28 protein-coding genes and 1 pseudogene are annotated in these 26,143 nt (G+C 63.4%); 13 read left to right on the forward strand and 16 right to left on the reverse strand.

Going from position 1 to position 26,143, the window contains the following annotated elements; all coding sequences use genetic code 11:
* The first annotated feature begins 8 nt into the window (after window positions 1-8).
* Together IZ6_RS04615 and IZ6_RS04620 are read left to right on the forward strand one after the other, a co-directional pair.
* Complete coding sequence (locus IZ6_RS04615; RefSeq protein WP_222876837.1) at window positions 9-1,778, forward strand: tetratricopeptide repeat protein; 1,770 nt, start codon at window positions 9-11, stop codon at window positions 1,776-1,778.
* Window positions 1,779-1,787: 9 nt separating this feature from the next.
* Window positions 1,788-2,654 carry a 4-(cytidine 5'-diphospho)-2-C-methyl-D-erythritol kinase gene (locus IZ6_RS04620; protein WP_222876838.1) on the forward strand — a complete coding sequence of 289 codons (867 nt, stop codon included), beginning with the start codon at window positions 1,788-1,790 and terminating at the stop codon, window positions 2,652-2,654.
* Between the two features lie 12 nt (window positions 2,655-2,666).
* On the opposite strand, the gene IZ6_RS04625 is transcribed toward IZ6_RS04620, so the two are convergent.
* A complete protein-coding gene (locus IZ6_RS04625) occupies window positions 2,667-3,680 on the reverse strand; it encodes a polyprenyl synthetase family protein (protein WP_225874002.1) in 1,014 nt (337 codons plus the stop codon).
* Between the two features lie 102 nt (window positions 3,681-3,782).
* On the opposite strand from IZ6_RS04625, the gene IZ6_RS04630 reads away from it, so the two are divergent.
* Together IZ6_RS04630 and IZ6_RS04635 are read left to right on the forward strand one after the other, a co-directional pair.
* Complete coding sequence (locus tag IZ6_RS04630; protein ID WP_222876840.1) at window positions 3,783-4,013, forward strand: putative signal transducing protein; 231 nt, start codon at window positions 3,783-3,785, stop codon at window positions 4,011-4,013.
* A 1-nt stretch (window position 4,014) separates the two neighbouring features.
* Window positions 4,015-4,746, forward strand: a complete 732-nt coding sequence (locus tag IZ6_RS04635) for a tRNA1(Val) (adenine(37)-N6)-methyltransferase (protein ID WP_222876841.1) — start codon at window positions 4,015-4,017, stop codon at window positions 4,744-4,746.
* A 68-nt stretch (window positions 4,747-4,814) separates the two neighbouring features.
* On the opposite strand, the gene IZ6_RS04640 is transcribed toward IZ6_RS04635, so the two are convergent.
* Window positions 4,815-5,120 (reverse strand): sulfur globule protein precursor, encoded by a 306-nt coding sequence (locus IZ6_RS04640; protein WP_222876842.1) that lies wholly within the window; start codon window positions 5,118-5,120, stop codon window positions 4,815-4,817.
* A gap of 233 nt (window positions 5,121-5,353) precedes the next feature.
* Between IZ6_RS04640 and IZ6_RS04645 the strand changes: the two genes are divergently transcribed.
* Window positions 5,354-5,524, forward strand: a complete 171-nt coding sequence (locus tag IZ6_RS04645; protein ID WP_222876843.1) for a hypothetical protein — start codon at window positions 5,354-5,356, stop codon at window positions 5,522-5,524.
* 21 nt (window positions 5,525-5,545) lie between these two features.
* Here IZ6_RS04645 and IZ6_RS04650 read toward each other — a convergent pair whose 3' ends face one another.
* Window positions 5,546-5,908 (reverse strand): hypothetical protein, encoded by a 363-nt coding sequence (locus IZ6_RS04650; protein WP_222876844.1) that lies wholly within the window; start codon window positions 5,906-5,908, stop codon window positions 5,546-5,548.
* A 169-nt stretch (window positions 5,909-6,077) separates the two neighbouring features.
* On the opposite strand from IZ6_RS04650, the gene IZ6_RS04655 reads away from it, so the two are divergent.
* From IZ6_RS04655 to IZ6_RS04680, 6 genes and pseudogenes are all read left to right on the forward strand, one after another.
* Window positions 6,078-7,004 (forward strand): glycine--tRNA ligase subunit alpha, encoded by a 927-nt coding sequence (locus IZ6_RS04655; protein ID WP_222876845.1) that lies wholly within the window; start codon window positions 6,078-6,080, stop codon window positions 7,002-7,004.
* Complete coding sequence (gene glyS, locus IZ6_RS04660) at window positions 7,004-9,034, forward strand: glycine--tRNA ligase subunit beta (RefSeq protein ID WP_222876846.1); 2,031 nt, start codon at window positions 7,004-7,006, stop codon at window positions 9,032-9,034. Before IZ6_RS04655 ends, glyS begins: the two co-directional genes overlap by 1 nt.
* Window positions 9,035-9,201: 167 nt before the next feature.
* Complete coding sequence (locus IZ6_RS04665; protein ID WP_222876847.1) at window positions 9,202-9,348, forward strand: DUF3096 domain-containing protein; 147 nt, start codon at window positions 9,202-9,204, stop codon at window positions 9,346-9,348.
* A 25-nt stretch (window positions 9,349-9,373) separates the two neighbouring features.
* Entirely contained in the window at window positions 9,374-9,676 is a 303-nt protein-coding gene (locus IZ6_RS04670; protein WP_222876848.1) for a hypothetical protein, read from the forward strand.
* Window positions 9,677-9,907: 231 nt separating this feature from the next.
* Window positions 9,908-11,497, forward strand: a pseudogene (locus IZ6_RS04675) (putative PEP-binding protein); the annotation flags it as partial.
* A 184-nt stretch (window positions 11,498-11,681) separates the two neighbouring features.
* On the forward strand, window positions 11,682-12,650 hold the full coding sequence (locus IZ6_RS04680) for a cell wall hydrolase (protein ID WP_222876849.1): 969 nt from the start codon (window positions 11,682-11,684) through the stop codon (window positions 12,648-12,650).
* Between the two features lie 9 nt (window positions 12,651-12,659).
* Here the strand turns inward: IZ6_RS04680 and IZ6_RS04685 are convergent, their stop codons facing one another.
* The 5 genes from IZ6_RS04685 to ygfZ all read right to left on the reverse strand — a co-directional run bounded on the left by IZ6_RS04685 (window position 12,660) and on the right by ygfZ (window position 18,397).
* Window positions 12,660-15,257, reverse strand: coding sequence for a DUF2339 domain-containing protein (locus IZ6_RS04685; protein WP_222876850.1), 2,598 nt, complete (start codon window positions 15,255-15,257; stop codon window positions 12,660-12,662).
* A gap of 69 nt (window positions 15,258-15,326) precedes the next feature.
* The gene (locus IZ6_RS04690; protein WP_222876851.1) at window positions 15,327-16,310 is read right to left on the reverse strand and encodes an NUDIX hydrolase; all 984 of its coding nucleotides are present in this window, start codon (window positions 16,308-16,310) and stop codon (window positions 15,327-15,329) included.
* Between the two features lie 13 nt (window positions 16,311-16,323).
* Window positions 16,324-16,917 carry an HD domain-containing protein gene (locus IZ6_RS04695; protein WP_222876852.1) on the reverse strand — a complete coding sequence of 198 codons (594 nt, stop codon included), beginning with the start codon at window positions 16,915-16,917 and terminating at the stop codon, window positions 16,324-16,326.
* Window positions 16,917-17,525: a DNA-3-methyladenine glycosylase I gene (locus IZ6_RS04700; protein ID WP_222876853.1), complete on the reverse strand. Its 609-nt coding sequence runs from the start codon at window positions 17,523-17,525 to the stop codon at window positions 16,917-16,919. The genes IZ6_RS04695 and IZ6_RS04700 overlap by 1 nt, the downstream gene beginning before the upstream one ends.
* Window positions 17,522-18,397, reverse strand: coding sequence for a CAF17-like 4Fe-4S cluster assembly/insertion protein YgfZ (gene ygfZ, locus IZ6_RS04705; RefSeq protein ID WP_222876854.1), 876 nt, complete (start codon window positions 18,395-18,397; stop codon window positions 17,522-17,524). The genes IZ6_RS04700 and ygfZ overlap by 4 nt, the downstream gene beginning before the upstream one ends.
* Window positions 18,398-18,471: 74 nt before the next feature.
* Here ygfZ and IZ6_RS04710 point away from each other — a divergent pair, with 74 nt between their 5' ends.
* Window positions 18,472-19,842 carry a dihydroorotase gene (locus tag IZ6_RS04710; protein ID WP_222876855.1) on the forward strand — a complete coding sequence of 457 codons (1,371 nt, stop codon included), beginning with the start codon at window positions 18,472-18,474 and terminating at the stop codon, window positions 19,840-19,842.
* Between the two features lie 4 nt (window positions 19,843-19,846).
* Here the strand turns inward: IZ6_RS04710 and IZ6_RS04715 are convergent, their stop codons facing one another.
* Both IZ6_RS04715 and IZ6_RS04720 read right to left on the reverse strand, forming a co-directional pair.
* Entirely contained in the window at window positions 19,847-20,572 is a 726-nt protein-coding gene (locus tag IZ6_RS04715; protein ID WP_222876856.1) for a sensor histidine kinase, read from the reverse strand.
* Window positions 20,573-20,664: 92 nt separating this feature from the next.
* Window positions 20,665-21,276, reverse strand: coding sequence for a hypothetical protein (locus IZ6_RS04720; protein WP_222876857.1), 612 nt, complete (start codon window positions 21,274-21,276; stop codon window positions 20,665-20,667).
* A 160-nt stretch (window positions 21,277-21,436) separates the two neighbouring features.
* On the opposite strand from IZ6_RS04720, the gene IZ6_RS04725 reads away from it, so the two are divergent.
* On the forward strand, window positions 21,437-22,075 hold the full coding sequence (locus IZ6_RS04725; protein WP_222876858.1) for a LysE family translocator: 639 nt from the start codon (window positions 21,437-21,439) through the stop codon (window positions 22,073-22,075).
* A gap of 3 nt (window positions 22,076-22,078) precedes the next feature.
* On the opposite strand, the gene IZ6_RS04730 is transcribed toward IZ6_RS04725, so the two are convergent.
* The 6 genes from IZ6_RS04730 to IZ6_RS04755 all read right to left on the reverse strand — a co-directional run bounded on the left by IZ6_RS04730 (window position 22,079) and on the right by IZ6_RS04755 (window position 26,115).
* Complete coding sequence (locus tag IZ6_RS04730; protein ID WP_222876859.1) at window positions 22,079-22,345, reverse strand: hypothetical protein; 267 nt, start codon at window positions 22,343-22,345, stop codon at window positions 22,079-22,081.
* A 110-nt stretch (window positions 22,346-22,455) separates the two neighbouring features.
* A complete protein-coding gene (locus tag IZ6_RS15920; RefSeq protein WP_225874003.1) occupies window positions 22,456-23,061 on the reverse strand; it encodes a TIGR02301 family protein in 606 nt (201 codons plus the stop codon).
* Window positions 23,058-23,483 (reverse strand): NUDIX hydrolase, encoded by a 426-nt coding sequence (locus IZ6_RS04740; RefSeq protein WP_222876860.1) that lies wholly within the window; start codon window positions 23,481-23,483, stop codon window positions 23,058-23,060. Before IZ6_RS04740 ends, IZ6_RS15920 begins: the two co-directional genes overlap by 4 nt.
* Window positions 23,484-23,503: 20 nt before the next feature.
* Window positions 23,504-24,022, reverse strand: a complete 519-nt coding sequence (locus IZ6_RS04745) for a hypothetical protein (protein ID WP_222876861.1) — start codon at window positions 24,020-24,022, stop codon at window positions 23,504-23,506.
* Between the two features lie 66 nt (window positions 24,023-24,088).
* On the reverse strand, window positions 24,089-25,489 hold the full coding sequence (locus IZ6_RS04750; protein ID WP_222876862.1) for an FAD-binding oxidoreductase: 1,401 nt from the start codon (window positions 25,487-25,489) through the stop codon (window positions 24,089-24,091).
* A complete protein-coding gene (locus IZ6_RS04755) occupies window positions 25,489-26,115 on the reverse strand; it encodes a LysE family translocator (RefSeq protein ID WP_222876863.1) in 627 nt (208 codons plus the stop codon). Before IZ6_RS04755 ends, IZ6_RS04750 begins: the two co-directional genes overlap by 1 nt.
* Window positions 26,116-26,143: the final 28 nt, after the last annotated feature.

A 26,143-nucleotide genomic window follows, 5' to 3' on the forward strand; every position in this document is an offset into this window, starting at 1 on the left:
GCTTATTCTTGCTCCGCTCTTTCCGTTTCGGGTGCTCCATCCTCGTGCTGGCGGCGCTCTCAGCCGCGCCTGCTTTCGCTACCACCGAGGGTTCCGACAGGGTCGCCGCCCAGGCCGCTACGTCCTCCGCCACCGGCAATTATCTTGCCGGCCGCACCGCGGTGACGCTGCGCGACATGGATGCCGCTGCAACCTTCCTGCGCTCGGCGCTGCGCGCTGCGCCGAAGGATGCCGAGCTTCTCGACCGCACCTTCCGCATCGTTCTGGCCTCCGGCGATTTCGATCAGGCGGCGGATCTCGCCGACCGCGTCATCGCCGTCGATCCCAATAACCGCATCGCGCGCCTGACGCTCGCCGTCCGCGCCATCAAGAACAAGCAGTATGCGGCCGCGCGCACGCAATTGCAGCCTTCGCTCGAAGGGCCGATGGCCGATCTCGTCGCAACTCTCGTCGCGGCCTGGGCTTGGCAGGGTTCGGGCGACACGGCGAAAGCCGTCAAGACGACGGACATTCTGACCGGCAATGATTATGCGACCATGTTCCGCGATCTGCATGCCGGCCTGATCTATGAGGCGGCCGGCAATTTCCCGGAAGCCGAGAAGCGGCTGACCGAGGCCTACAAGAACGATCAGCAGCAATACATCGTCATCGACAGCTATGCGCGCGTTCTGGCGCGCGCCGGCAAGCTCGATGAGGCGCTCGGCGTCTACAAGGCGCTGACCGACAAGATGCCGCGCAATACGCGCCTCAACGCTTCGGCCGCCTATCTCGAGAAAAACAAGAAGCTGCCGATCCCGGTGACGAACGCCAAAGACGGCGTGACGGAAGCCTTGCTCAGCCTCAGCATGATGGCGAGCCGCGGCGAGACGGCCGAGATCAGCCTCATCTATCTCAATCTCGCGCTGGCGCTGTCGCCGCAGCACGAACTTGCGCTGATATCGCTCGCCGATCTTCAGGAAACGATCGCCCAGAACGAACAGGCGATTGAAACCTATCGCCGCGTGCCGAAGACCTCGGTGTTCCACGAGGACATCGCGCTTCGGATCGCGCTCAATCTTGCCCAGGCCGACAAGATGAAGGAGGCGCTGGATCAGCTCCGCGCCCTCGTCGCCGAGGACAAGAACGACACCGATGCGATCATCGCGCTCGGCGGCCTTCTGCACCGCGAGAAGAACTACAAGGAAGCGGCCGAAGTTTACTCGCTCGCGGTCGATGGTCTCGCCGAGCCGAAGAAATCGGACTGGTCGGTCTACTTCTCGCGCGGCGTGTCCTACGATCAGGCCAAGGACTGGCGCAAAGCCGAAAAGGATTTGCAGACCTCGATCGATCTCGATCCCGAACAGGCCGTGGCGCTGAACTATCTCGGCTATTCCTGGGTCGACCGCGGCACCGCCATCGAAAAGGGCATGGACCTCATCAAAAAGGCGGTCGATCTGCGCCCGAACGATGGCGACATCGTCGATAGTCTCGGCTGGGCCTATTACCGCCAGGGCAAATATCCGGAAGCGACGACCGAGCTTGAGCGCGCCGTCGAACTGAAGCCGCAGTCCTGGGAAATCAACGACCATCTCGGCGACGTCTATTGGAAGACGGACCGCAAGCTGGAAGCCAAATTCCAGTGGCTGCATGCGCTGACGCTCGAAATCGACGCCGACAAGCGCGGGCCGATCGAAAAGAAAATCTCCGAAGGTCTCGATGTCGTCGAAGCCGAGCAGCAGGCGGCCAAGCAGGCCGAGAATGCGGCTTCGCCCGACGCACAGAAGCCCGCAACGCCCTGATTTTCTCTCATGCGCACCGAGCGCGCTCCGGCCAAGATCAATCTGACGCTGCGCGTGCTCGGCCGCCGTATGGACGGCTTCCACGAGCTTGAGAGCCTCGTCGCCTTCGCCGGCGTATGCGATCTCGTTTCACTCGATCCTGAAAAGCCCTTCGGCCTTGTGGTCGAAGGCCCGACCGCGGAAGCCGCCGGCCCCGACAGCGACAATCTTATCATCCGCGCGGCGCGCGCTTTGCAAAAGCGAGTGCCCAATCTGAAGCTCGGACAGTTTGCGCTGAAAAAACGTCTGCCGGTCGGCGCCGGCGTCGGCGGCGGATCGTCTGATGCCGCAGCCGCCTTGCGGCTTCTTGCTCAGCTCAACGGTCTTCATCTGCACGATCCGCGCATCCATGAAGCGGCGGCGGAAACGGGATCGGACATCCCGGTGTGCCTGACGCCGACGGCGCGCATGTTCCGCGGCCGCGGCGATCATGTCGGGCCGCGCATCGCTTTGCCGGTGCTGGCGGCCGTCCTCGTCAATCCCGGCGTTCACATCTCAACGCCCGATGTGTTCCGGGCGCTGAAGCTTGAGCCGGGCGCTCAGGGTCCCTCGCAGGGACCGGGCGTCGAGACGTTCGAGGGCGATCTTTCGGCGCTCGTTGATCTCTTTGCCCGCGATGCGAACGATCTCGAACCGCCGGCACGGGCGCTGTCGCCGGTCGTGACCCAGGCGCTCGATGCGGTGAAGGCGGCGCCGGACGCACGCTTTGTGCGGATGTCGGGATCGGGCTCGACGGTGTTCGGCCTCTTCGACAGCTGCCGCCACGCCGCGCGCGCCGCCAAAATCATCAAGGCGTCTCACCCCGACTGGTGGGTGAAGCCGACGGTGCTGCGCTAAACGCTTATTGCTTCAGTGCGCGCGGCTGGTGACGAAATCGACGACGTCGAGCATCGCCTTTTTCGGCTCGCTCTCCGGGAAGAGGGCGAGCGCATCGCGGGCGATAGTGCCGTAATGACGGGCGCGGGCGAGTGTCTCGTCGATGGCGCCATGACGCTGCAGAAGATCGATGGCGATCTCAAGCGTGTTGTCGCCGATCTCGCCGTCTTCCAGGGTCTTGCGCCAGAATTCGCGTTCGCCCGGCGTGCCGCGGCGCACTGCGAAGATGACGGGCAAAGTGATCTTGCCCTCGCGCAGATCGTCGCCGACCTTTTTGCCGAGCTTGGCTTCGCGTCCGCCGTAATCCAGCGCATCGTCGACGAGCTGGAAAGCAATCCCGAGATTGGCGCCATAGGAGCGGCAGGCGGCCTGTTCGGGCTTGGGGCGCTGCACGAGCGCCGGGCCGACTTCGCAGGCCGCGGCAAAGAGGGCGGCGGTCTTCGAGCGGATGACCGCGAGATATTCGTCCTCGGTCGTTGCGATATTCTTGGCGGCGGCGAGCTGCATGACCTCGCCTTCGGCGATCACGGTGGCGGCGGTCGACAGAATGTCGAGGCAGGCGAGCGAGCCGACTTCGACCATCATCTTGAAGGCCTGGCCGAGCAGGAAATCGCCGACGAGCACGCTCGCCTGGTTGCCCCACATCATGCGCGCCGCAAGCTTGCCGCGCCGCATCTCGCTCTCATCGACGACATCGTCATGGAGGAGGGTCGCGGTGTGCATGAACTCGACGCTGGCAGCGAGCCGGACATGGCCGTCGCCGGTGTAGGAGGCAAGCTTGGCCGCGGCGAGCGTCAGCAGCGGCCGAAGCCGTTTGCCGCCCGAGGAGATCAGATGATTGGCGACTTCCGGGATCATCTGGACGTCGGACCCGGTGCGGGACAGGATCAGCGCATTCACGCGTTCCAGATCGGCAGCGACGAGCTCTGAAAGCGCCTGGATACCGGCCTCGCGGCGCGGCTCTTCAAGCGGTATGACGACTCCCACGGAAAACTCCCTATCCGGGTGGCCCGGGACCATATGCAGCGGGGCCGGTGCCGGGCAAGCGGTGAATAGACGCGGCAATAGTATAGAGGGCGGGTGGCCGGAATGCAGGAAGTGTTGCGTACCAATGACATGGTCCTGGTTTCCTTCGTCCGGTCCCTCCTGGACGAGGCCGAAATTCCCCATCTCGTTCTGGATAATCATATGAGCGTGGTCGAGGGCTCCCTCGGAATTCTGGCCAGACGGGTTCTGGTCGGGGACGATTTCGTGCCCGCCGCCCGACGGCTGCTTTCCGAAAACGGCCTCCGAGAGCAGTTGCGTCCCTCCGATGCCTGAAATGACAACGACCAAAGACCTGATCCTCGGTGACCGGCTGATCCTCAATCAGCCGGCGCGCGGCCATAGGGCCGGCTCGGATGCGGTCCTGGTTGCGGCGGCGGTGCCGATCAAGCCGGGCGAGGTCTTGGCCGATTTCGGTGCGGGCGTGGGTTCGGCGGGCCTGGCGGTTCTGATGCGCGTGCCGGATGCGCAGGGCGTTCTCATCGAGATCGATCCGGATTTGGCCGAGCTCGCCGCGATCAACATCGCCGAGAACGGGCTGAACGCGCGCGTCGTCACGGGAGATGTCGCCTCTCTCGGCAAAGATCTGGAAGCGGGGCTCACCGTCGATCACATCGTTTCGAACCCGCCCTATAACGCGCCGGGCGGACGCGCGCCTGCGGATGAGAAGACGGCGCGCGCCCGCATCGCGCCCGAGGGCATGCTCGAGGATTGGATGCGCGCGGCGATGCGCATCCTGTCGCCCGGCGGCACGATCACCTTCATCCACCGGCCGGAAGCTCAGGCGGAAATTCTGGCCGCGCTCGGCAACCGTTTCGGCGGTGTTGTGCTGCGCTTCGTTCACGGTTCGGCGGATGTTCCGGCAATCCGCGTCATCGTTCAGGCCAGGAAAGCGCGCCGCGCTCCGCTGCGCGTTCTGCCGCCTCTGATCCTCAATGCCGGGGAAGGCGCGTTTACGCCGGAAGCCGAGGCGCTGCATCGCGATCTTGCCGCGCTCGATATGGGCTGAAATGCAAACGGGGCGCCCGATGAGCGCCCCGTCTGTTTAAGGTCCTGCCGCGTTTTTCTTCGTATTTCTTAGTAATAGTAGCGGTGACGGCGCGGATAGCATTCGCGCACGACGACGCGGCGCCATTCGCCATGGATACGCTTGCGTACGACGACGCGCTCGCAATAGCGGCGCGGGGCGTAATAGTTCGGGCCGCCGTAATAACCGTAGCCGGGGCCGCCAAAGCCGAAGCCGAAACCGAAGCCCGGACCTCCGCGCCAGTGATGGCCATGATGATGGCCGTGGCCGTGCGCCGCTGCCGGAGCGGGGGCGGAGACGAGACCCGCGCCGAGCGTCACCGCGGCCGCAGCAGCAATGGCAAGTTTGCGAAACATTGTCCTCTCCCAATCTGCGGATCTTTCGACCCGCTCTGTGCGATTTTGGGAGGGTAGAGAGAGGGCGCTGAACTTGATCTGAGATGCGCGTTCATATGGCGTTCATGTATTCAACTCGGCTGTTGCCGAGTTGAGCATTTGAAATCCCAACTTCGGGCAGGCCCGAGTTGGGGGTGCGTGCACCATTGCCGCCGCAATTTTGCGCCCAATATGTTCGGCTCGAAGGAGAAACTATGAACCGGCTTCTGCCTTTTGCGGCGCTTGCCGCCGCTGTTGTCTTTGTCGCGCGCCGCGAATGGCGGCGCGTGAACGCCGAGCTTGATCGCACGCGTGGCCGGGAAGTGCCGCCGGCTGGAACACTTCGCCGCGATGCGGTGACGGGCGAATGGCGGCCGTCGCGCTGACGGCCGCCAATCTGTCGAAGGTTAGCTGCGCTTGGTCACGCAGACCTTGATGTCGTCGAGCTCGACGGAGCATTTGCGAATACCGTTTTCGATTTCGCAGATGCGGATTTCGCAGGCATTGTCCTTCTTCACATAGGTGATTTCCGGACGGTCATAGCAGCCACGGCCGGCTGTGCAGTTCGGATCGCGAGCGAACTCGATCGGGCTCTGCACGCGGAAGCCGCCGCCGTCGCCATTGCCGTTGCCGCCGCCACCACCACCGCCGCCACCGCCGCCATGTCCACCGTTGCCGGCGGCCTGGGCGAGGCTTGCGGGGATCACAACGGTCAGAATGAGGGCCGCTGCCATGAAGCGGCCGACGCCGCGCTTGTTCAGATTCGTCATTGTCGTTTCCTTTTCCGAGGTGCGTTGATCGCCTCCCTTGCCCGTTCGTCGCCGCAGCCGCCGATTGCGTTCAAAGATTTGTTCACCATCCCGGCCATTGCCTCACTCGCTTGCTCCGCCGGAGGGCGATGGCTAGGGTGCCGCCACCTCGAAAAACACCCGTTGATTCATGCCGGAAACGACCGCAGGCCCTCTCAACCCGACCAAGTCCTTTCAAGGACTTATCCTCACCCTCCAGACCTTCTGGGCGGCGAAAGGCTGCGTCATCCTGCAGCCCTATGACATGGAAGTGGGGGCGGGCACGTTTCACCCGGCGACGACCTTGCGGGCGCTGGGTCCGAAGCCCTGGAACGCGGCCTATGTGCAACCCTCGCGCCGTCCCAAAGACGGCCGCTATGGCGAGAACCCCAACCGGTTCCAGCACTATTACCAGTTTCAGGTGATCCTGAAGCCGAACCCGCCGAACCTGCAGGAGCTCTATCTGGAGTCGCTGGCGGCGATCGGCATCGACACCAAGCTTCACGACATCCGTTTTGTCGAAGACGACTGGGAAAGCCCGACGCTCGGCGCCTGGGGGCTCGGCTGGGAATGCTGGTGCGACGGCATGGAAGTCTCGCAGTTCACCTACTTCCAGCAGGTCGCGGGCGTCGAATGCTCGCCCGTTTCGGGCGAACTGACCTACGGCCTCGAGCGCCTCGCCATGTACCTACAGGGTGTCGACAACGGCTTTGAGCTGAACTTCAACGGGCTCGACGGCGACAAGAAGGTCACCTACGGCACAGTGTTCAAACAGGCCGAGGAGGAATTCTCGCGCTACAATTTCGAGCATGCCGATACCGAAATGCTGTTCCGCCATTTCCGCGATTATGAAGCCGAATGCCAGTCCCTGCTGAAAAAGGGCGACAAAGGCGAGCGCCATGAACTGGCGATGCCGGCCTACGATCAGGCGATCAAGGCGAGCCATGTGTTCAATCTTCTGGATGCGCGTGGCGTGATCTCGGTGACCGAGCGGCAGAGCTATATTCTGCGCGTGCGCGAACTTGCCAAAGCCTGCGGCGCCGCCTGGCTGAAGACCGCGGAAGGCGGCGCTGTCTGATGCCCGATCTTCTGCTTGAACTTCTGTCCGAAGAAATCCCGGCCCGCATGCAGGCGCGTGCCGCCGAGGACCTGAAAAAGCTCATCACCGACGCCCTGGTCGAGAGCGGCCTGACCTATGAGGGCGCCAAAGCCTTTGCGACGCCGCGGCGTCTGGCTTTGACGGTTCAGGGCCTCCCGGGCCGTGCGCCCGACCGCAAGGAAGAGCGCAAGGGGCCGCGCGTCGGCGCGCCCGACGGCGCCATTCAGGGTTTTCTGAAAGCATCAAACCTCAAGGATATTTCGCAGGCGAAAGTCCAGAACGATCCGAAGGGCGATTTTTATATCGCCGTCACCGAGAAAAAGGGCGGCGCGACTGACGAGATCGTCGCCGACATCGTGCCGAAGATCGTGCGCGAATTCCCCTGGCCGAAATCCATGCGCTGGGGCGAGGGGACCTTGCGCTGGGTGCGCCCGTTGCAGAGCATTCTCTGCACGTTCGGGACATCGAATGAAGAGCCGGAGGTCGTGCGTTTCGATGTTGACGGCATCCAGTCCGGTAATACGACCGTCGGCCACCGCTTCCTTGCGCCCGGCGTCATTACGGTCCGCCGTTTCGACGATTACGTTCCGGCGCTGGAAAAGGCCAAGGTCGTGCTCGATCCGGCGCGGCGGCGCGAGATCATCCTCAACGAAGCGCGCAACCTGGCCTTCGCGCAGGGGCTCGAACTCGTCGAGGACGAGGCGCTGCTCGATGAGGTCTCGGGCCTTGTCGAATGGCCGGTCGTTCTCATGGGCTCGTTCGACGAGAGCTTTCTCGACGTGCCGGATGAGGTCATCCGCACGACGATCCGCGCCAATCAGAAATGCTTTGTTTTGAGGAAAGGCGACAAGCTCGCCAATAAATTCCTGCTCGTCTCCAATCTCGAAGCGAGTGATGGCGGCAAGGCGATCATCGCCGGCAATCAGCGCGTCGTGCGCGCCCGCCTGTCGGACGCCAAATTCTTCTGGGAGACGGACAAGCGTATCAAGCTGGAAGAGCGCGCCAAGAAGCTCGAACAGATCGTCTTCCATGAGAAGCTCGGCAAGCAGTCCGAGCGCGTCGAACGCATCGCAAAGCTTGCCAAGGAACTCGCGCCGCTTCTCGGCGCCGATCCGGCGAAGGCCGAACGCGCGGCAAAGCTCGCCAAGGCCGATCTTGTGACCGAGACCGTCGGCGAATTTCCGGAAGTGCAGGGCACGGCGGGCCGCTATCTTGCGGCCATTCAGGGCGAGGACGCCGAGGTCGCGGAAGCAATCGGTGATCATTACAAGCCTGCGGGGCAGGGCGACCGCGTGCCGGTATCGCCGGTGGCGATTGCCGTGGCGCTGGCCGACAAGCTCGATACGCTGACCGGTTTCTGGTCGATCGATGAGAAGCCGACGGGCTCGAAGGATCCGTATGCGCTGCGCCGCGCGGCGCTCGGCGTTATCCGCATCGTGCTCGAGAATGGACTGCGTTTGCCGCTGTCTGAGCGCGCGAATGCCGATCTCATCTCCTTCTTCGCCGACCGCCTGAAAGTGCAGCTGCGCGATCAGGGTGCGCGGCATGACCTTGTCGATGCCGTGTTTGCGCTCGGCAATCAGGATGACCTCGTTCTGATCGTCCGCCGCGTCGAAGCGCTTGCGGCCTTCCTCGGCACAGATGACGGCAAGAACCTGCTCGCCGGGCAAAAGCGCGCGGCCAATATTCTCCGCATCGAGGAAAAGAAGGACGGGGAAGGCGTGTTCGATAAGGCGCCCGATCCCGGCCTTGTGCGTGAAGTCGAAGAGAGCGATCTCATCGTCGCGCTCGACCATGCCGAGACGGCGGCGCGCGATGCCGTGCACAAGGAAGATTTCGAAGCCGCCATGCAGGCGCTGTCGAAACTTCGCGCGCCGGTCGATGCGTTTTTCGACAAGGTGACGGTCAATGCCGATGAGGCGAAGCTGCGCGCCAACCGGTTGAAGCTCCTGGCGCGCCTGCGGGCGGCAACGCGGACCGTGGCCGATTTCTCGAAAATCGAAGGCTGATTTCGGGCTGAAATTACGCCCGAAATCCGCATTTTCCCGCTTTCAAAAGGCCCGAAAACGGCTAGCCTCCCTCCTGCGGGAACGTGGCTTTCCTCGAATTGTCGGAACTTGCCGCCTCCCGCAACGTTCCAACCACATGCGGCTAAACGGCCGTAAATCGAGAGGAAATGCCCGTGGAGATAAACATCGTCACGCTGCAGCCCATCATCGCCCTGATCGCGGGCGTTCTTATTCTCATAATGCCGCGGCTGCTCAACTTTATCGTGGCGATCTACCTGATCTTCATCGGCCTTTCCGGACTCCTCGGCCATTAGCCGGGGCAACCGAAGAGGTGGCAACATGGAACGTTATGAACAGGACCCCGTCGATCGCAAAATCGACAACACCTACGTCGAGACCTCGTCCGATTCGGGCGTGACCTGGTTCATCGTCGGTGCGCTGGTGATCGCCGCGGGCGTGCTCGCCTATCTGTACTTCGGCGATGATGCGGCCAATTCGACGGCCGAGACGGCGCCGCCGGCCATTGAGGCTCCGGCCGATACGGGCCGCGCTTCGACCCCGGCCGCTCCGGCCGAGCCTGCGGCTCCGGTCGAACCGGCTCCGGCTCCGATGGCTCCTCCGGCGGCGCCCCCGGCACCGTAAAGGCACAGTATCAAGGTTAAGAGACGGCCGGCGGGCAACCGCCGGCCGTTTCTCTTTGTCGGATCACCGTAAGCCGCCATATTCTGCCTCTAGAAGCATTCGAGGTCGCCAAGACCCAAGGAAGAGAGCGTGCGCAGCGATCCCATGGAGGATGGGGAGCCAAGACCGAAGATTCGGGCGAAGGCCATTTCGCGGCCGATGTCGACCGCGACAGCGGTGCCGCAGAGCCGTGCCGCGGCCGTGCTGCATTTCGCCGTCGAGAAGGTCAAAGCCGGGCTTCTGACGCGCGAAGAGGCGCTGCTCGAAATTCCGGCGCTGATGCTGGATGAGCTTCTCCATCCGATGATCGATCCGGATTTCCAGCGCTGCGTGATCGCGCGCGGCCTGCCGGCTTCGCCCGGCGCGGCCTGGGGTGAAATCACCTTCTCGCCCTCGCAGGCCGAGCGCCTGAAAGAACAGGGACGCCCCGTCATTCTGGTGCGGGTCGAAACCAGCCCCGAAGACATTCACGGCATGCACGCCTCAGCCGGCATCGTCACGGCGCGCGGCGGCTCGACCTCGCACGCCGCCGTCGTTGCCCGCGGCATGGGCAAACCTTGCGTCACCGGCGCGGGCGATATCCGTGTCGATGAGCGCAAAGGCACGATGTCGGCCGGCGGCATGACGCTGAAGACCGGCGACATCATCACGATCGACGGTACGGCGGGGCAGGTGCTGGAAGGCGCAGCCCCCATGACCGAGCCGGAACTGCCGCCCGATTTCACCACCGTGCTCGGCTGGGCGGATTCGATCCGCAAACTGCGCATCCGCGCCAATGCCGACACGCCCGCCGATGCATCTGCCGCGCGCCGTTTCGGCGCCGAAGGCGTCGGTCTGTGCCGCACCGAGCATATGTTCTTCGACGCCAAGCGCATCCGCGCCGTGCGCGAAATGATCCTCGCCGAAACCGGGGAGCGGCGCCGCGCATCGCTCGCGACGCTTCTGTCGGTGCAGCGGCAGGACTTTGCGGAAATGTTCCACATCATGGGCGGGCTGCCGGTGACGATCCGTCTGCTCGATCCGCCGCTGCACGAGTTCTTACCGAAGAGCGATGAGGATTTTTCCGAGATCGCGGCAAATCTCAAAATGTCCGAAGAAAAGATGCGCCGCCGCTCGCAGGAGCTCGACGAGTTCAATCCGATGCTCGGCTTCCGCGGCTGCCGTTTGGCCATCGCTTACCCTGAAATCGCCGAGATGCAGTCGCGCGCGATTTTCGAAGCGGCGGTCGCCGTCGAAAAGGATATGGGCAAGCCGGTCCAGCTTGAGATCATGGTGCCCCTCGTTGCCACGCGCTCGGAGCTCGATGTCGTCAAAGCGCGCATCGATGCAACGGCGGAAGCCGTGCGCCGCGAGACGGGCGCCGATGTCAAATATCAGGTCGGCACGATGATCGAGCTGCCGCGCGCCTGCATCGCCGCCGGCGAGATCGCCAAAAGCGCCGAATTCTTTTCTTTCGGCACCAACGATCTGACGCAGACGGCCTTCGGCATGTCGCGCGACGATGCCGGAAGCTTTCTCGGCCAATACATATTGAAGGGCGTCCTGCCGGCCGATCCGTTCACTTCGATCGATGTCGAGGGCGTCGGCGAACTCATCGCCATTGCGGTGGAGCGCGGCCGCAAGACGCGTCCCGATCTGAAGCTCGGCCTCTGCGGCGAGCATGGCGGCGACCCGGCCTCCATCGCCTTCTTCCACAAGACGGGCCTGACTTACATTTCCTGCTCGCCCTACCGGGTGCCGATCGCGCGCCTTGCCGCCGCCCAGGCGGTTCTCAGGGGCTGAACCCGCCCCGATAGGCGCGTTTACCTAGCCGCAACCTTACCCGCCGATAATCGCAGCCTTGTTGTTTTGACGTGACTTGTTCAGTCACCAAAAACCAAGCGTATGCGTGGGGTTGCGTCTGTTAATGCGTTTGTTGCGTTGCGTAGCGTTGCGTCCGCTCGGCAGTATGGCTCTTGGAGGGCTGTTGCTTGCGCCGACGGCGGTCGCCTTTCAGGATGCGGCAGCTTTTGCGCCGCCCGACGCTGCGCCGCGCTGGCTCTCCTATTTCGCCTATGATCCGCAGACCCCCGACACGACGGCGCAGGCCGCCGGGAAAGTCGAGCTTGCTTTCGCCGGTTTCGTGATCCGCCAGGCCGAACCCGAATATATTGCGCCGAAGCGCGAAAGGGTGCCGCTACCGCCGAGCCTTGCGGCGCGCTTTGCCATCGCCTTTCCCGATGACAGGGCCCTCGAAGCCTTCACCGGCTATGGCGCCTATGCCGAAGCCTCGCCTCCGGCGGCGCCCGCCGACACCACAAACATCACCGCGCCCTCAGACGGTGCGACGCCGACCGCTCTGGCCGCAACCTCGCTGACGCCGTTCGAGGAGATCACCAATTACGAGGTCGCGGCGCTGCCGGTCGATCCGCAGCATCCCGTCGATCCCGACATCACCGGCAGTATCGGCGCTCCGGCAGCTGAGCTTCCGATGCCCGATCCCGAAGCGGGCTTGAGCCTTGCTTTGCAGGGCGAGGATCTCGGCAAGGCGAAGCAGTGTCTTGCGGAGGCGATCTATTTCGAAGCCCGCTCGGAGCCGGAAAAAGGTCAATACGCCGTCGCGCAGGTCGTGATGAACAGGACGCGCACCGGCTATTATCCGGCGACGGTCTGCGGCGTCGTCTACGAGAACAAGAACCGGCGCAATAGCTGCCAGTTCTCCTTCGCCTGCGACGGCAAGCCGGACCGCGTGCGCGATCCGAAAAGCTGGGCGACTGCCCAGCGCATCGCCGACGACGTCCTTATGAACGGCGCCTATCTGCCGGATATCGGCACCTCGACGCATTATCACGCGACCTATGTGCGGCCGCGCTGGGTCCGCGACATGACGGACCGCCACCGCCTCGGCACGCATGTCTTTTACCGCGTGCGCAACTGGTCGGACGAAGGCGTCTAGAGGGGGCGTCTAGGCCTTCGCCGCGCTTGGGAACAGGAGGCGCTGGTAGATCACGCCGATCCCGACGAGAACGAGCCCGAGCCCCATAAACGACAGCGCGCGGAGAATTCCCGTGAGGTCGCCCATGTCGATCAAGAAGACCTTCAGCCCGACGAGCACGATCACGAGCGCCGAGCCGAGGCGAATGACGCGCGAGCGCAGGAGCCCGCCGGCGATGAGAAGCGCAATGCCGAGGATCAGCCAGGCGGCCGAATAGGTATATTGCTCCGCATCACTCATCTGCCAGGCCACGAGTGTCGGCGCATGGAAGGCCGAGCGCACTTCGAGCGAAACATAAGCCAGCGTCAGAACGAGCGCGACACCGGCGCCGAGCGGCGCCTGCCAGCCATCGTGTCCGCGCAGCTTCAGCGCATAGATCGCCGCGGCGATGGCCGGTGCGAGATAGCCGAGGAAGAGTGCCGCAAGGAAAGGCCCGTCGCCGACTTCTTCGCCGGAGATCAGCGGATTGGTGACGATGAGGCTCAGCACCGACAGCGCAATGCCGGCAAGGCCGGCGAGCTTTACCGCCGCGCCGAAGACCGGGCTTGCCGATTTGAGGTTCAACCGGTTTACAGCAATGGCGAGAAGGAACGCCGTCATGGCCTGAAGGCCGGTCTCGTAGAGGCTGAGATTCGGCGCGAACATATCGCCGCCCTGGGCCCAATGGCGGATTTCAAAGAACAGCAACAGCGCCGTGTACAGCAGCGCCAGAGCCTCGAAGACACCGGCTTCGCGCGCCGCATTGCTTCTGCGGAACAGAACGGCCGCCGCCGCGAACGCGAGGGCGGGAATGCCATAGCCCCAGAGAAGCGCGTTGAAGATCGGTGTCGTGCCGGGCTCGTCGATGACGAGCGGACTTGCGGCGGTACAGACGATCACGATGGCGGCGGCAACAAGCGCCAGAATGCGCAGTGCCCAGATCGGCCGCATCGAATAGACCCAGGCAAGGCCCGCGGCGAGCAGCGACAGCGCGATGGTGAGGTAGCCGTCGCGCAAAACCATCGCGACACCAAGCGCCAGCGCTGAAGAGGCCCCTGCGGCGAAGACACCGGTCGGGCCTTCGGCAACCGGGTAGTCAGCCTCATATTTGATGAAGCGGGCGGTCAGCGCGACATAGGCCGCGGCCAAAGCCGCGGCGACCGCCGCATAACGCACTTCCGGCGTCAGATCGTTCGCCCACCAGTAGGCGGCGGCGAGAAGCAGAAGCGGGCCGAGGGTCGCAAGCCCGGCCCAGGACAGAGCGATGCGCGCCGGCCTTTTGAGGGCGCTCAGCGCAACGGCAATGCCTGAGGCCAGAAACAGCGCGCCGTGGATCGCGCAGACCGTCAGATAGAGCGCAAGGCGGCTTGCCATGGGCGCGGTTTCGCCGGGGCCGGGGAAGACTGTGGTCGGGTCCTGCAGCAGCTGCGGGCTGAGATCCCAGCTGATCGCCGCGCAGACGCTCATCGCAAGACTGACGATCAGGATGGGAGTGAGGCGCGGCAGTTTCCAGGCGCCGAGCACCTGCAGAGCGATGAGTGCCGTGAAGATCACGAGGATACCATCGCCGTGCCACTGATCGACAAGCAGCAGCGTAGCAAGGAAGCCGAACGCGCCAATCAGGATCGAGACGACGACATCCGGCTTGCCGTCATTCTCGCTCGTCATGTGATAGCCGAACAGAAGAAGCGTGATGGCGAAGATGAAGGCCGCCTCCGCCGCAACAGCGTCTCCGGCGTCCAGGATGAAGAAGAGCCCCCAGAGGAAGGCGAGGACGGTTGCGGCGACCGCAAGCCAGCGCCAGTCGCGCAGCCGCGCCAGCGCGAGCGATGCACCGGTGACGACCGTGACATGGATAAACAGCGCCCAGGCGCTCGGCTCATCCGACGACACAAGAACCGGCGTTACCATGGCGCCGACAAGGCCAAGGCCCGCAAGCCAGGGGCCGTGCAGAGCGGCGGCGAGAATGCAGGCAATGCCGATGGCGCCCAGAAGAACGAAGGCCGAGGCTGGGCCGATAAAGCCGTAGAGCGCATGCGCCGAGTAAACGGTGGCGAACGCAGCGACCGTGCCGGCCGCCGTCAATACGCTCGGAATATGCGCGCTGGGAATTCCGAAGGGGACGGGGCCTTCCTTGCGGCGGAACCATTCGCCAGCGCCGACGAGCAAGGCTGAGAAAAGAGCGCCGAAGAAAATGCGGGCACCCGGACCAAGAAGTCCGGCCTCGATTGAATAGCGGACGAGGAAGATGCCGCCGAGAGCAAGAGAAAGACCGCCGACCCAGACTGTCCAGCGCGTGCCAAGTCGTTCTTCGAGGCTCTGTTTCGGAACATCGGGCTGGGAAGTGCGCGAGGGTCCGGCGGAGGCCGAACGCGCCGCAACAGGCGGCGGGGTGACGGGAGGCGCGATAACAGACGGCGGGGCGATGGGCGCAGGCCTGGGCTCCGGTTCAGGAGCTTTGGCTTTCGGCGCGGGGGATGTTCCGGCCTCAAACTGCTCCAGACGCCGATGCAGTTCGGCGAGCCGGGATTGATTCTGCAGGCCGAGAAAAATCGCAAACCCGATCAGGACGAGCCACAGAACTTCCATACCTTAAGCCTCCCAAGCCAGGCGGGATGCTAGCCCAGTCGCGGGAGGCGGCACAGGTGGTTTGGGGTTCTATCCCCGGGCGCCCAAGCGGAGGCCGGCGGCGGGGCGTTCGGCCACCACATCGCGGCGGAAACGGAAGAGCTGGGCCGGGCGTCCGCCGGTTGTGATCGAGGTCGCGCCGGTCGGCTCGACGAGCGCGCCGGCCTCCACAAGGCGGCGGAAATTCTGTTTGTGCAGATGGCGGCCCGAAATCGCTTCTACGGTGCGCTGCAGCGCGGTGAGGGTGAACTCTTCCGGCATGAGCTCGAACACGACGGGTCGGTATTTGAGTTTCGAGCGCAGGCGTCCCATCGCGGTTGCGAGAATGCGGCGATGGTCGAAGCGCATGATGCGGCCGAGCCTCAGTTGTTCGCCGCGCTTGAGCGCCGCTTCGCGCCCGTCGCGTTTTGCTTCCTCGACGAGGCCGGCTTCATATAAGAGCTCATACCGGTCGAGCACCTTCTCTTCATCCCAGCCATTGTCGTGGCCGAAGGCAAAGGTGAGCCGCTCGCGGCGCCCGCCGCTCTGCTTGATCGGGCCGGGTGCTTTCTCGGACGCCCATTCCGTCAATACAGGTATGAAACTGTCGAGCAGAGAGGGGCGGCCTTCGCGCCAGTCTTCCCACGGGAAATAATCGTACCAGGGTTCGAACACCGCGCCGGCGTCGCTGAGGCCCGCACCGTCTTCGGGCTGACGCGTCAGGGCGAGATAGCCGACCGAGACAACATGCGGCCCCGTATCGCCGATATGCATATGACGCCCGCGATCGCCGAAGGTGTAGAGCTGTTCGGCATAGCCGACGCCGAGCGCCGTCTGATCCTGCACCCAGGATCTGAGGCCCATATCGAAGGTGCGGTGATTGCGCGGATCGAAGGGGCCGGAGGGAAGGCCCATTTGGCCTTCCGGTTCGCCTTTGCCGGGCTTGGTCACCAGCACCAAGGGTGTCGCTTCCTCGACCGCGACGATGGCGGCGGTGAGGTTGATCTCGATCTGGGTGGGTGAGCCGGTCAGCATGGCGGGCAGTCTATCACTGCTCGCAGAGCGCGTTGAACCGGGCGAGGAAGCGTTTTTCGGCCTTGTCGGCCGGCCAGGGCGTGAGGTCCAGATTGGCCGGAATGCCCGCCGGGCGGCCGAAATATTTCAGCGCCTCGTCTTTGTCGAAGCCCGCAAGTTTCGTCGCCTCCATATAGGCGGCGGCCTGATCGGCCTTTTTCAGCAGCTTGTGGTGCACGTCGGGAATATCGGCGGGCAGGCCGAAGCGCAGATGGATCGCCGTCATCAGCCGCTTTTCGATGATTTTGTAATTGCCGCCGAGCATCGCCTTGAACGGCGAGATGAGATCGGCAACGACATATTCCGGCGCGTCGTGCAGAAGGATCGCAAGCCGCCAGCGGTCGGCAAGATCGGGCTTCAGCACGCGCGAGATTTCTTCGACGACGAGCGAATGCTGCGCGACGGAGAAGATGTGCGCGCCGCGCGTCTGGCCGTTCCAGCGCGGCACGCGCGCAATGCCGTGGGCAATGTCTTCGATCTCGATATCGAGCGGCGAGGGGTCGAGAAGGTCGAGCCGTCGTCCGGACAGCATGCGCTGCCAGGCGCGGGGCGGAGGGGGCTTTGCCATCAGCGCACGAGTTTCTTCACTTCGCTGTGGCGGAAGCAGTCGACGAGGTGATCGTTCACAAGACCCGTCGCCTGACAGAACGCATAAACGATCGTCGGCCCGCAGAATTTGAAGCCGCGCGCTTTCAGCTCTTTCGACATGCGCTTGGCCATATCGGTTTCGGCGGGAACCTCGTTCATCGATTTGAAGCGGTTCTGCACCGGCTTGCCGTCGACAAAGCTCCAGAGCAATTCGGAGAAACTGTCCTTCTCCTGAATCTCGAGCCAAGCCTGAGCGGACAGAACCGCGCCGTCGATTTTCATGCGGTTGCGGACAATGCCGGCATCGTTCATCAGCGAAGCCGTTTTCTTCGCATTGTAGCGGGCGATCTTCTCCGGCTTGAAGCCGTCAAAGGCTGTGCGGAAATTCTCGCGCTTGCGAAGGATCGTGATCCACGAAAGACCGGCCTGAAATCCGTCGAGCACGAGTTTTTCAAAAAGGGCCCGGTCGTCATATTCCGGCACGCCCCATTCCGTGTCGTGATACTCGACATAGAGAGGGTCTGTGCCCGGCCAGGGGCAGCGCTTCTTGCCGTCATCGCCTTTGATGGCGCCGCGCAGCGTGCTCATGACGCTTTGTCCGGCACCGGCTCGCCCGGAAAGCGGAACTTCGCCCAATCCGGCTTGTCGATGGTGAGAACGGCGGAGCCGGCTTTCAGCACCTCGCCGGCGGCGAGGGCATCTTCGGCGCGGTCGAGGCGCAGAAGGGCAATGCCGCGCGTGCCCGACACCGAGCCGAGCGTTCCGGCGGTCTTGTCGCCCGCCATGATCTCGGTTCCGGCCTCGGCTGGGCCCGAGAGCGTCACCGGGACGATGCGGGTTCGGGCCGTTGAACGGTGCTGGGTGCGGCTGACGACCTCCTGGCCGATATAACAACCCTTGCGGAAATCGACGCCGCCGAGCTGATCCATATCCGCCTCATGCGGGAAGGCGTCGTCGAAGGCGAAATCGCGCCCGCCTTCGGGGATGCCCAAACCAATGCGATGGGCGTGAAACTCGTCTTCGGGTTTTACTTCAAGGCCCGCAGTCTTCAGCGTTGCATTAGCTTCACTTTTCGAGATGAAGGCGCGCTTACCCAAAACTGGAAGGCGCGGATCCTCGAATGCGGAAAGCGCCTCATCATCGGACCCGCCCCAGATGGCGGCGACAGCCAGATCCTCGGCTGTGATCGTCACTTTGGCGCGCAGCTTATAAAGCGTAAGCCGCTTCTTCAGCTCCTCCAGCCGGGCGGCGGGGACGTCGAGCAGATAGCCGTCAGGCGTCCGGAGGGCGAAAAAGTCGGAAATGATCTTCCCCTGCGGGGTCAGGAGGCCGGCATAGGCGGCCTTGCCCTCAGCGAGCTCCTCGACCGAACTCGTGACGAGGTTGTGCAGGAAATGCGGGGCTTCCTCGCCCGCGACACGGATGGCGGCCCGATCGGTAAGAACTGCGGCAAAAGCCAAGTACGCCTCCTTGCGCCCGCGCGCGGCGGAACGTAAGCCCCCATATGACGCCCCACAAGGGCATGAGGATTGAAATGGCCGAGACCTTCGACAGCATTTTCCGCGGCGGCATCATCGCCAATCAGGACGGGATTCGCAGGGCGGATATAGGCGTCCGCAATGGCCGGATCGCTTTCATCGGAAACCTGGCGCGTGCCTCGGCGGGAGAGATCGTCAACTGCCGCGGCCTTCATCTTCTGCCCGGCGTCATCGACACCCAGGTGCATTTCCGCGAGCCGGGGCCGACGCACAAGGAAGATCTCGAATCGGGCTCGCTTGCCGCCGTCATGGGCGGCGTCACGGGCGTGTTCGAGATGCCGAACACCAATCCGCTGACGATCACCGCCGAGGCTCTGGCCGACAAGCTCGAGCGCGCCAAGCGCATGCATTGCGACCACGCCTTCTTCATCGGCGGCACGCATGAGAATGTCTCGGATCTTCCCGAGTTCGAGCGCCTGCCGGGCTGCGCCGGTGTGAAGGTGTTCATGGGCTCGTCGACCGGTTCGCTCCTCGTCGACGACGATTCGGGCGTGCGCAATATTCTGAAAGTCATCCGCCGCCGCGCAAGCTTCCATTCCGAGGACGAGCCCCGGCTCAACGAGCGCAAGCATCTGCGTGTGCCGGGCGATCCGTCGAGCCATCCGGTGTGGCGCGATGTGGAAGCGGCGATGAAATGCACCGAGCGCCTCGTGCACATCGCCCATGAGACGGGCGCACGCATCCATGTGCTGCACATCTCCACCGCCGACGAAATGAAGTTCCTCGCCGCGCATAAGGATGTCGCGACGGTCGAGACGACGCCGCATCATCTGACGCTCGACGACAGCCTTTATGCGACGCTCGGCACGAAGCTGCAGATGAATCCGCCGGTGCGTTCGGTCGAACATCGCGACGGCATCTGGTGGGGCCTGCATCAGGGCGTTGTCGATGTGCTCGGCTCGGATCACGCGCCGCACACGCTTGAGGAAAAAGCAAAGCCCTATCCGGACTCGCCGTCCGGCATGACGGGCGTGCAGACGCTCGTGCCGATCATGCTCACTCACGTTGCTCAGGGGCGGCTGTCTCTCGAGCGGCTTGTGGATCTCACCAGCGCCGGCCCGGCGCGCATCTTCAACATCTCGCGCAAGGGCCGTCTTGCCGTCGGCTTCGATGCCGACATCACGGTCGTCGATCTCAAGCGCCGCGTGACCATCAAGAATTCCTGGATCGCCTCGCGGTCCAAATGGACTCCCTATGACGGCGTGCCGGTTCAGGGCTGGCCGGTGGGCACCGTGCTGCGCGGCAAGAGAGTGATGTGGAACGGAGAGCTCGTCGGCCCCGCGACCGGAAAGCCGATCGAGTTTCTGGAAACGCTGCCGCGGGAGCATGCCCCGGACAAGCCTTCGAACCGGCTCTGGCCGAGCTGAGCGTCTAGACCCGCTCGGCGTGATCGGGCAGGGGGATCGTCACGAAGAAGACGGCGCCCTTTGCGCCGTTGCGCGCGCCGCTCTCGCCGCCAAGGCTGCTGGAGACAAAGCGCACAAGGCGCATGCCGAGACCTTTAATGCGGCCGATGTCGAAATCCTTCGGCAGGCCGGGCCCGTCATCGGCGACTTCGATCGTCAGGACACCTTCCGCAAGATGCGCCGAGACGCGCACCGCGCAATCCTCGTTATCGCGATGACCGTGCTTGAACGCGTTGGTGACGAACTCGTTGACGACCAGGCCGAGCTTTGAGGCAATGTCGGTCTCAACGCGCATCCGGTCACAGTCGGCGGTGAGATTGAAGGCCTTCGGGCTTTCGTCCTGAAGCACCGAGTCCGACAGATCGTTGCAGAGATCGCGCAGATATTGAGAGAACTCGATCGTCCGCATATCGCCGGACCGATAGAGCCGGTTATGCACGTGCTGGATCGAGCCGATGCGCAGCCCGGCCTTTTCAAGCTGGTCGCGCGTATGGGCATCGAGTTCCTGATGCGCCTGCATGCGGAGAATGGAGGAGGCGAGCTGCAGCGAATTGGCAACGCGATGATTGACCTCGCGCATCAACAGCTCCGCCTGACGCAACTCTTCCTCGCGCGCAGCGAGCTGCGACCGCAATTCTTCGAGTTCCGCCTGAAGGGTCGCGGAATTTAGAGTGCCCGTGGAATCAGCCAACTCGGCCCCCAATTTCCAGGTCATGTTCGCAGAATGCAGGAGAGCCGTAAACCGGCCAGAGCGCACAAGCCCGTGAGGCTATTGGTGCTTGTCTAATCGCCGGCGACGAAGAAATGCCAGACGCCATCGGGCGCGATGCCGACGCGATAAAAGTTGTAGGCGCCGAATTCCTTCATCTCATTGTATTCAAAACTTGTCACGATCTTGAACAGTTCGATTGTCTGGGCCGGCGTCAAATCGTTGATCGGGTACTGAGCGAAATACGGCCACACATACATTTCCTGCGGCGTGCCCTTATCGACATGCACATAACCGGCTTCCAGAACTTCGGCGAGAATGGCCATGACCTCGCGGCCTTCGCCATCGTTCGACTGTTCCTTCATGGCCGCAATCGGATCGTTCTCGCCTTCTCCGAAGGAAAAGGCGGGAGGCATTTCGTTGGTCTGGATAACGATCTTCAGCTTGTCGAGATCGCCCGAAAGAGCGGCTTCGAGAATCTTGTCGCGCATGGCGCGCACCGGATCGGGCAGGAGGCCCGGATCGTACATGACGTCGGGCTTTTCGACCGGCGCGGTTGCGCCGCCGGCGGGCGCCTCTGTCGGCGGCGCGGACGGGCCTTTCGCGGGAAGCTGGCTTTCCGCCGCCGCTGCCACATGTGGTGCCAACGCGATCAGAAGGGCCGTCAGACCTGCAATCATGCGCATCGAAGTTTTCCCGAGCGGCAGAACCGGAATGCAGCCTAGCCTGTTATCAGGGGAAGCGCGAGCTTGCCCCTTGAGCCTGCTTCCAATTATCACCCCTTGGGCGCCCCCGCGTCCTTCTGCCTGCCCCTTCTTGCCTCGTTTGGCCCTGCGGAGAGATTGAATGCTCGATTGGGCATTGCTGGCGATTGGCTTTGGTATCGGTTTCGCCATGGCCGCCCCGATGGGGCCGATCAACATCATGGTCATCCATCGGGGGGTCAGGCACGGCTTCATGTCGGCCTTCATCGCCGGGCTCGGGGCGGTGGCCGGGGATACGCTTTATGCGGCGATCGCCGCCTTCGGCATCACGTCGGCATCCGACCTCATCACCGGCCATCTCACGCTGATCAAGATTGTCGGCGGGCTTCTCCTGATCGGCTTCGGCCTGTCCGTCGTGCCGCGCACGCCGCATCCGGAAGAGGGCGTGGAAGAGGATGTGCGCCCTTCGATGTTCGGCGCGGCGGTGTCGAGCTTTGTGATGTGCGTCACCAACCCGGCGCTGCTGCTCGGTTTTGCCGCGGTGTTTTCCGGCCTCGACGAGATCGGCCGGGCGCCCGACAATTACAAATCGGCGTTCGAATTGACGCTCGGCGTTCTGACCGGCGGCATTGTCTGGTGGTTTTTGCTGGCGAGCACCGTCGCGCGCTTCCGCCACCGCATCACCGTGCCGTGGCTGCGCAGCATCAACATCATCGCGGGCGTCGCGCTGATGGTGTTCGGCGGGCTTCTGCTCGCCGACGTCGCACTCAATATTTTCTGAAGATTACTGCGTTGCCATTGCGAGCGTGAACTCGCCGCGGCGCAGACGGTCGGGCAGGCCTTCCGCAAAGGAGGCTACGGCTTCCTCGCCGAAGCTCTGCACGAGTTCGGCAAAGGCGCGGAACAGGGCGGCTTGCGCCACGCATTCCGTCGGCAGCCCGTCGAGAAGAGCGCCTTCCCAGGCTTCTTCGAGATAAGTGAGAGCTGCGAAGCGCTCGTTCGAGTGCTTTTCGCGATCGACGACATTCGGCGGAAACTGAGAAGCGGCCATGATCATCCCCGCGGCACACACCCCATGTGCCGCCCGTTGTTGGATGAGCAACCTAGCAGCGCAGTTCGGCCCGCGCTTCACGTTCTTTTAAGGAAGGTTAATTCGACCGCTCAATTGCCGTGTCTTGTGGCGATTTCGCGGGTCAGCTTGGCGCCTTCGGCCAGATAGCGGCGCACCGCAAGATCGGCCGAGGGCGTGCAGGTGCGGTAGGTGAGCTGAAAGCCGTTATAGCCTTCGTTGAAGGCGCCGGCGAGGCGTTCGCGGCGATCGGCCGGGCCGCCTTCGGCATCGATCAGCGCCCGCATCTTGTCGCGCCAGGCCGCGCCGTCATCGGCGCCGCAGAGCGGGCGCAGATAATGCAGCGCGCCGAGAATTTCGCTGATGCGGCGCAGATCTTTTTCATAAGGCGGAGGCGGCGTGTTCGCCGCGGCGGGCGCCGCCTTCATCGGCGCGCCGGTGCCGGCGGCGGCAGGACCCGTGGGCACGCTGCTTTCATTGGCCGACGGATCGAGGCCGAGCGTTCCGGGCTGAGTTGCGCCCGGAGCTGTCGTGCCCGGGGCTCCGGGCGCGGTCTGTGCGGCGGGCGGTTTTCTCTGTTGCTGTTTTTTCTGCTGCTGCTGGCGGCGGAAGAAATCGAACGGCGATTGCGCTTGCGCGCTTTCCACCGCAACGACCGAAAAGATCAGTACGAGACAAAGAACGATCCGCGCGATCATGCGGTCATGCTTTCCGGAAGAACGAGGGCGGCAGCTTCTGCGACGATGCGGTGGAGATCGTCGGTCACGGGCAGGCCGTCAAGCGTCTTGGGATCGGCCCACACGACCGCTGAGGCTTCCGGCCCGGTCTGCGGTTCGCCCGAGATCCAGCGGCCGGCAAAGGCGACGACGATAAAATGAAATTGCGGGCCCTCGCGCGGCATGACTTCGACAATGCCGGCAAAATCGACGATCTCGGCGGTGACCTGCACTTCCTCTTCGAGTTCGCGCAAAGCAGCTTCCGCAAGCTTCTCGCCGAATTCGACCCGTCCGCCCGGCAGCGACCATAGTCCCTGAAGCGATCCGACGGCGCGCTGGGCGAGGAGTACGCGTCCATCGCGGAACACCGCGGTGGATACGCCGACTTCGGGACGATTTTTCATCGCACCGAGATAGACCTGGATCAGTTGTCGAACAAGGCGTCGACGGCCGCCTGGGCGTCGTCGGCCGAAACCTCTTCGGGATGCGACAGGCCGTTGATGAGGGCGCTGGCCCGAGCGATCAGCATTTCCGCCGCTTCGGTCGCCTCGGTGAGCGCAATATCGGCCTCGCCAGGTTCCTTTTCGGCTTCCACAGCATCCTGGCCGACGAGAAGCACGGTCTCGATCTCGGCAACGATGACGTCGAGCTGCTTTTTCACGGCCGTTCGCGCCAGCGCATAGCCCTCAATGGCCAGCGCCTTGGCGCGGAAGCCGGTCGCTTCGAAATGGTCCGGATAGGAAAGGACCTTCCAGTCGAGGATATCCTGCTTGAGATCGGGCGATGACGGATAAAGCTCCATCATCATCACCATCTCATTGAAATGGTTCAGGTAATCGGTCGAAAGGCCGGTATAGGGGTTGATGTTCGCGCCCACGAACTCATCGCGCAGCTCGGCCAGACGGGCCTGTGTGTCAGGAACTGCGACGGGCGCAACACTCATTTTGTCAGTCTTCTTGGGCAGGTAACCGCGACTGGCTCAACATGAATGAGGCCGCTTGCTGCAGGGTTAACGCTTATGCAGCAACACGCCAGGATTGAGTTGGTTGTCCGGATCGAGCGCCGTCTTCAATGCGCGCATCAGATCGAGCTCGGTTTCGCTTTTGATGCCGGGCAGAAGATCGCGTTTGAGCCTTCCAATACCGTGTTCGGCGGCAATCGAGCCATTGAAGCTTTTCACCACCTCATGCACCGCAGCGTTCATCGCATCCCAGCGGGCGATGAAACTTTCCGCGTCCATACTTTCCGGCTGCGTGACGTTGAAATGGATATTGCCGTCGCCGAGATGGCCGAACGGGCAGGGGCGGCAGCCGGGCACCGCTGCGAGCGCAGCCTTCGTCGCGGCGCGGATAAAGGCCGGAACATCTTTCACCGGCACGGCGACATCGTGCTTGATCGAGGCGCCGGCAAGCCCCTGCGCATCGGACATGATTTCGCGATAGGCCCAGAGTTTCTCGCGCGCCTCGGGAGAACCTGCCGTCACGCTGTCGGCGATATCGCCGTCGACGCGCGCGCCGTTGACGATACGGAACAGAATATCATCGAGCCCGCTTGCGGACACCGACGAGAGTTCGAGCAGCACATACCAATCGTGCTGCGCTTTCAGCGGCAGCGGCACGCCGAGTTTCTTTGCGGCAAGTCCAATGCCGAAACACGGGATGAGTTCGGCTGCGGTGACATCCGGCCCCGCTTCCGTGCGCGCACGGCGAAACAGCGCCAGAGCCGAATCCGGCGAGGGCACGCCGGCCAGCACGGTCGCAACCGAGCGCGGGCGCGCGAAGAGTTTCAAGGCGGCGGCGGTGATGATGCCGAGCGTGCCTTCCGAACCGGTGAAGACGTGTTTGAGATCGTAGCCGGTATTGTCTTTGCGCAGCGTGCGCAGTCCATTCCAGATTCGCCCGTCGGCCAGCACGACTTCAAGTCCGAGCACAAGATCGCGCGCCGAGCCATAGGCTAGCACGGCAAGGCCGCCGGCATTGGTCGCAAGATTGCCGCCGATCGTGCAGCTTTCTTCGGAAGCAAGGCTCAAGGGGAAAAGACGGTCGACGCTTTCGGCGGCTCTGCGCGCTGTGGCGAGCGTCGCCCCGGCATCGATGATGAGCGTGTTGCCGTCCGGATCGAGCGCCCGGACTTTGTCCATACGCGCGAGCGAAATCACAATGGCGTTGTCGAGCCCTTCCGGCGTCTGGCCGCCGACAAGCCCGGTATTGCCGCCATATGGCACGATGGGCATCTTCAGGTCCGCGGCGAGGCGGACGACGGCGGACACCTCTTCCGTCGAGCCGGGCTTCACGAAAGCCGCCGCGTTTCCATGGAACAGGCCGCGCCGTTCCGACAGATCGATGCCGGATGCGACATTCTCCTTTCCGCAGATGGCGGCAAGGCGGGCGATGAAATCGGGAGCGGCCATCAGGCGCGCTCCGCGGCGAGTTTGGCGCCAAGGCCGATAAACATCACGCCCATCAGTTTGCGCAGCCGCGCCGCCATCAGCTCATCTTCGCGCAATTTCGCAGAGATTCGTCCGGACAAAGCGACCATCGCAAGATTGACGGCAAGGCCGATGCAATTGACGGTCAGGCCAAGGATCAGAAGCTGGCCGATAACGTTTCCGGCCTGCTGATCGACGAATTGCGGCAAGAGCGCGAGGAAGAAGACAGCGACTTTCGGGTTCAAAACGTCACTTATGAAACCCTGCAGGAAGATCGCGCGCGTGGAACGGCCGCGCAGTTTCGATGAGGTGAGCTGGACATTCGAGCGGTCGAGCAGGGCGCTGATGCCGAGATAGATGAGATAGGCCGCGCCCGCCCATTTGACGATGGTGAAGGCCAGCGCCGAGGTCATCAGGATGGCGGAGAGACCGGTGATGGCGGCGAGAAGATGTACATAGCAGCCGAGATTGATGCCGAGCGAGGCGGCAACGCCGGCGCGCGGCCCCTGCGCCACGCAGCGGCTGAGGAGATAGATCATATCGGGGCCGGGCGAGATGCTGAGAAGAAAGCTCGCGCCGACAAAGAGGAGGTAGGTGTGCCAGGACATAACGGAGCGATCTTAGGCCAGCCGGTGC

Origin of the sequence: Terrihabitans soli, from assembly GCF_014191545.1 — a bacterium.
GTDB lineage: Bacteria > Pseudomonadota > Alphaproteobacteria > Rhizobiales > Methylopilaceae > Flaviflagellibacter > Flaviflagellibacter soli.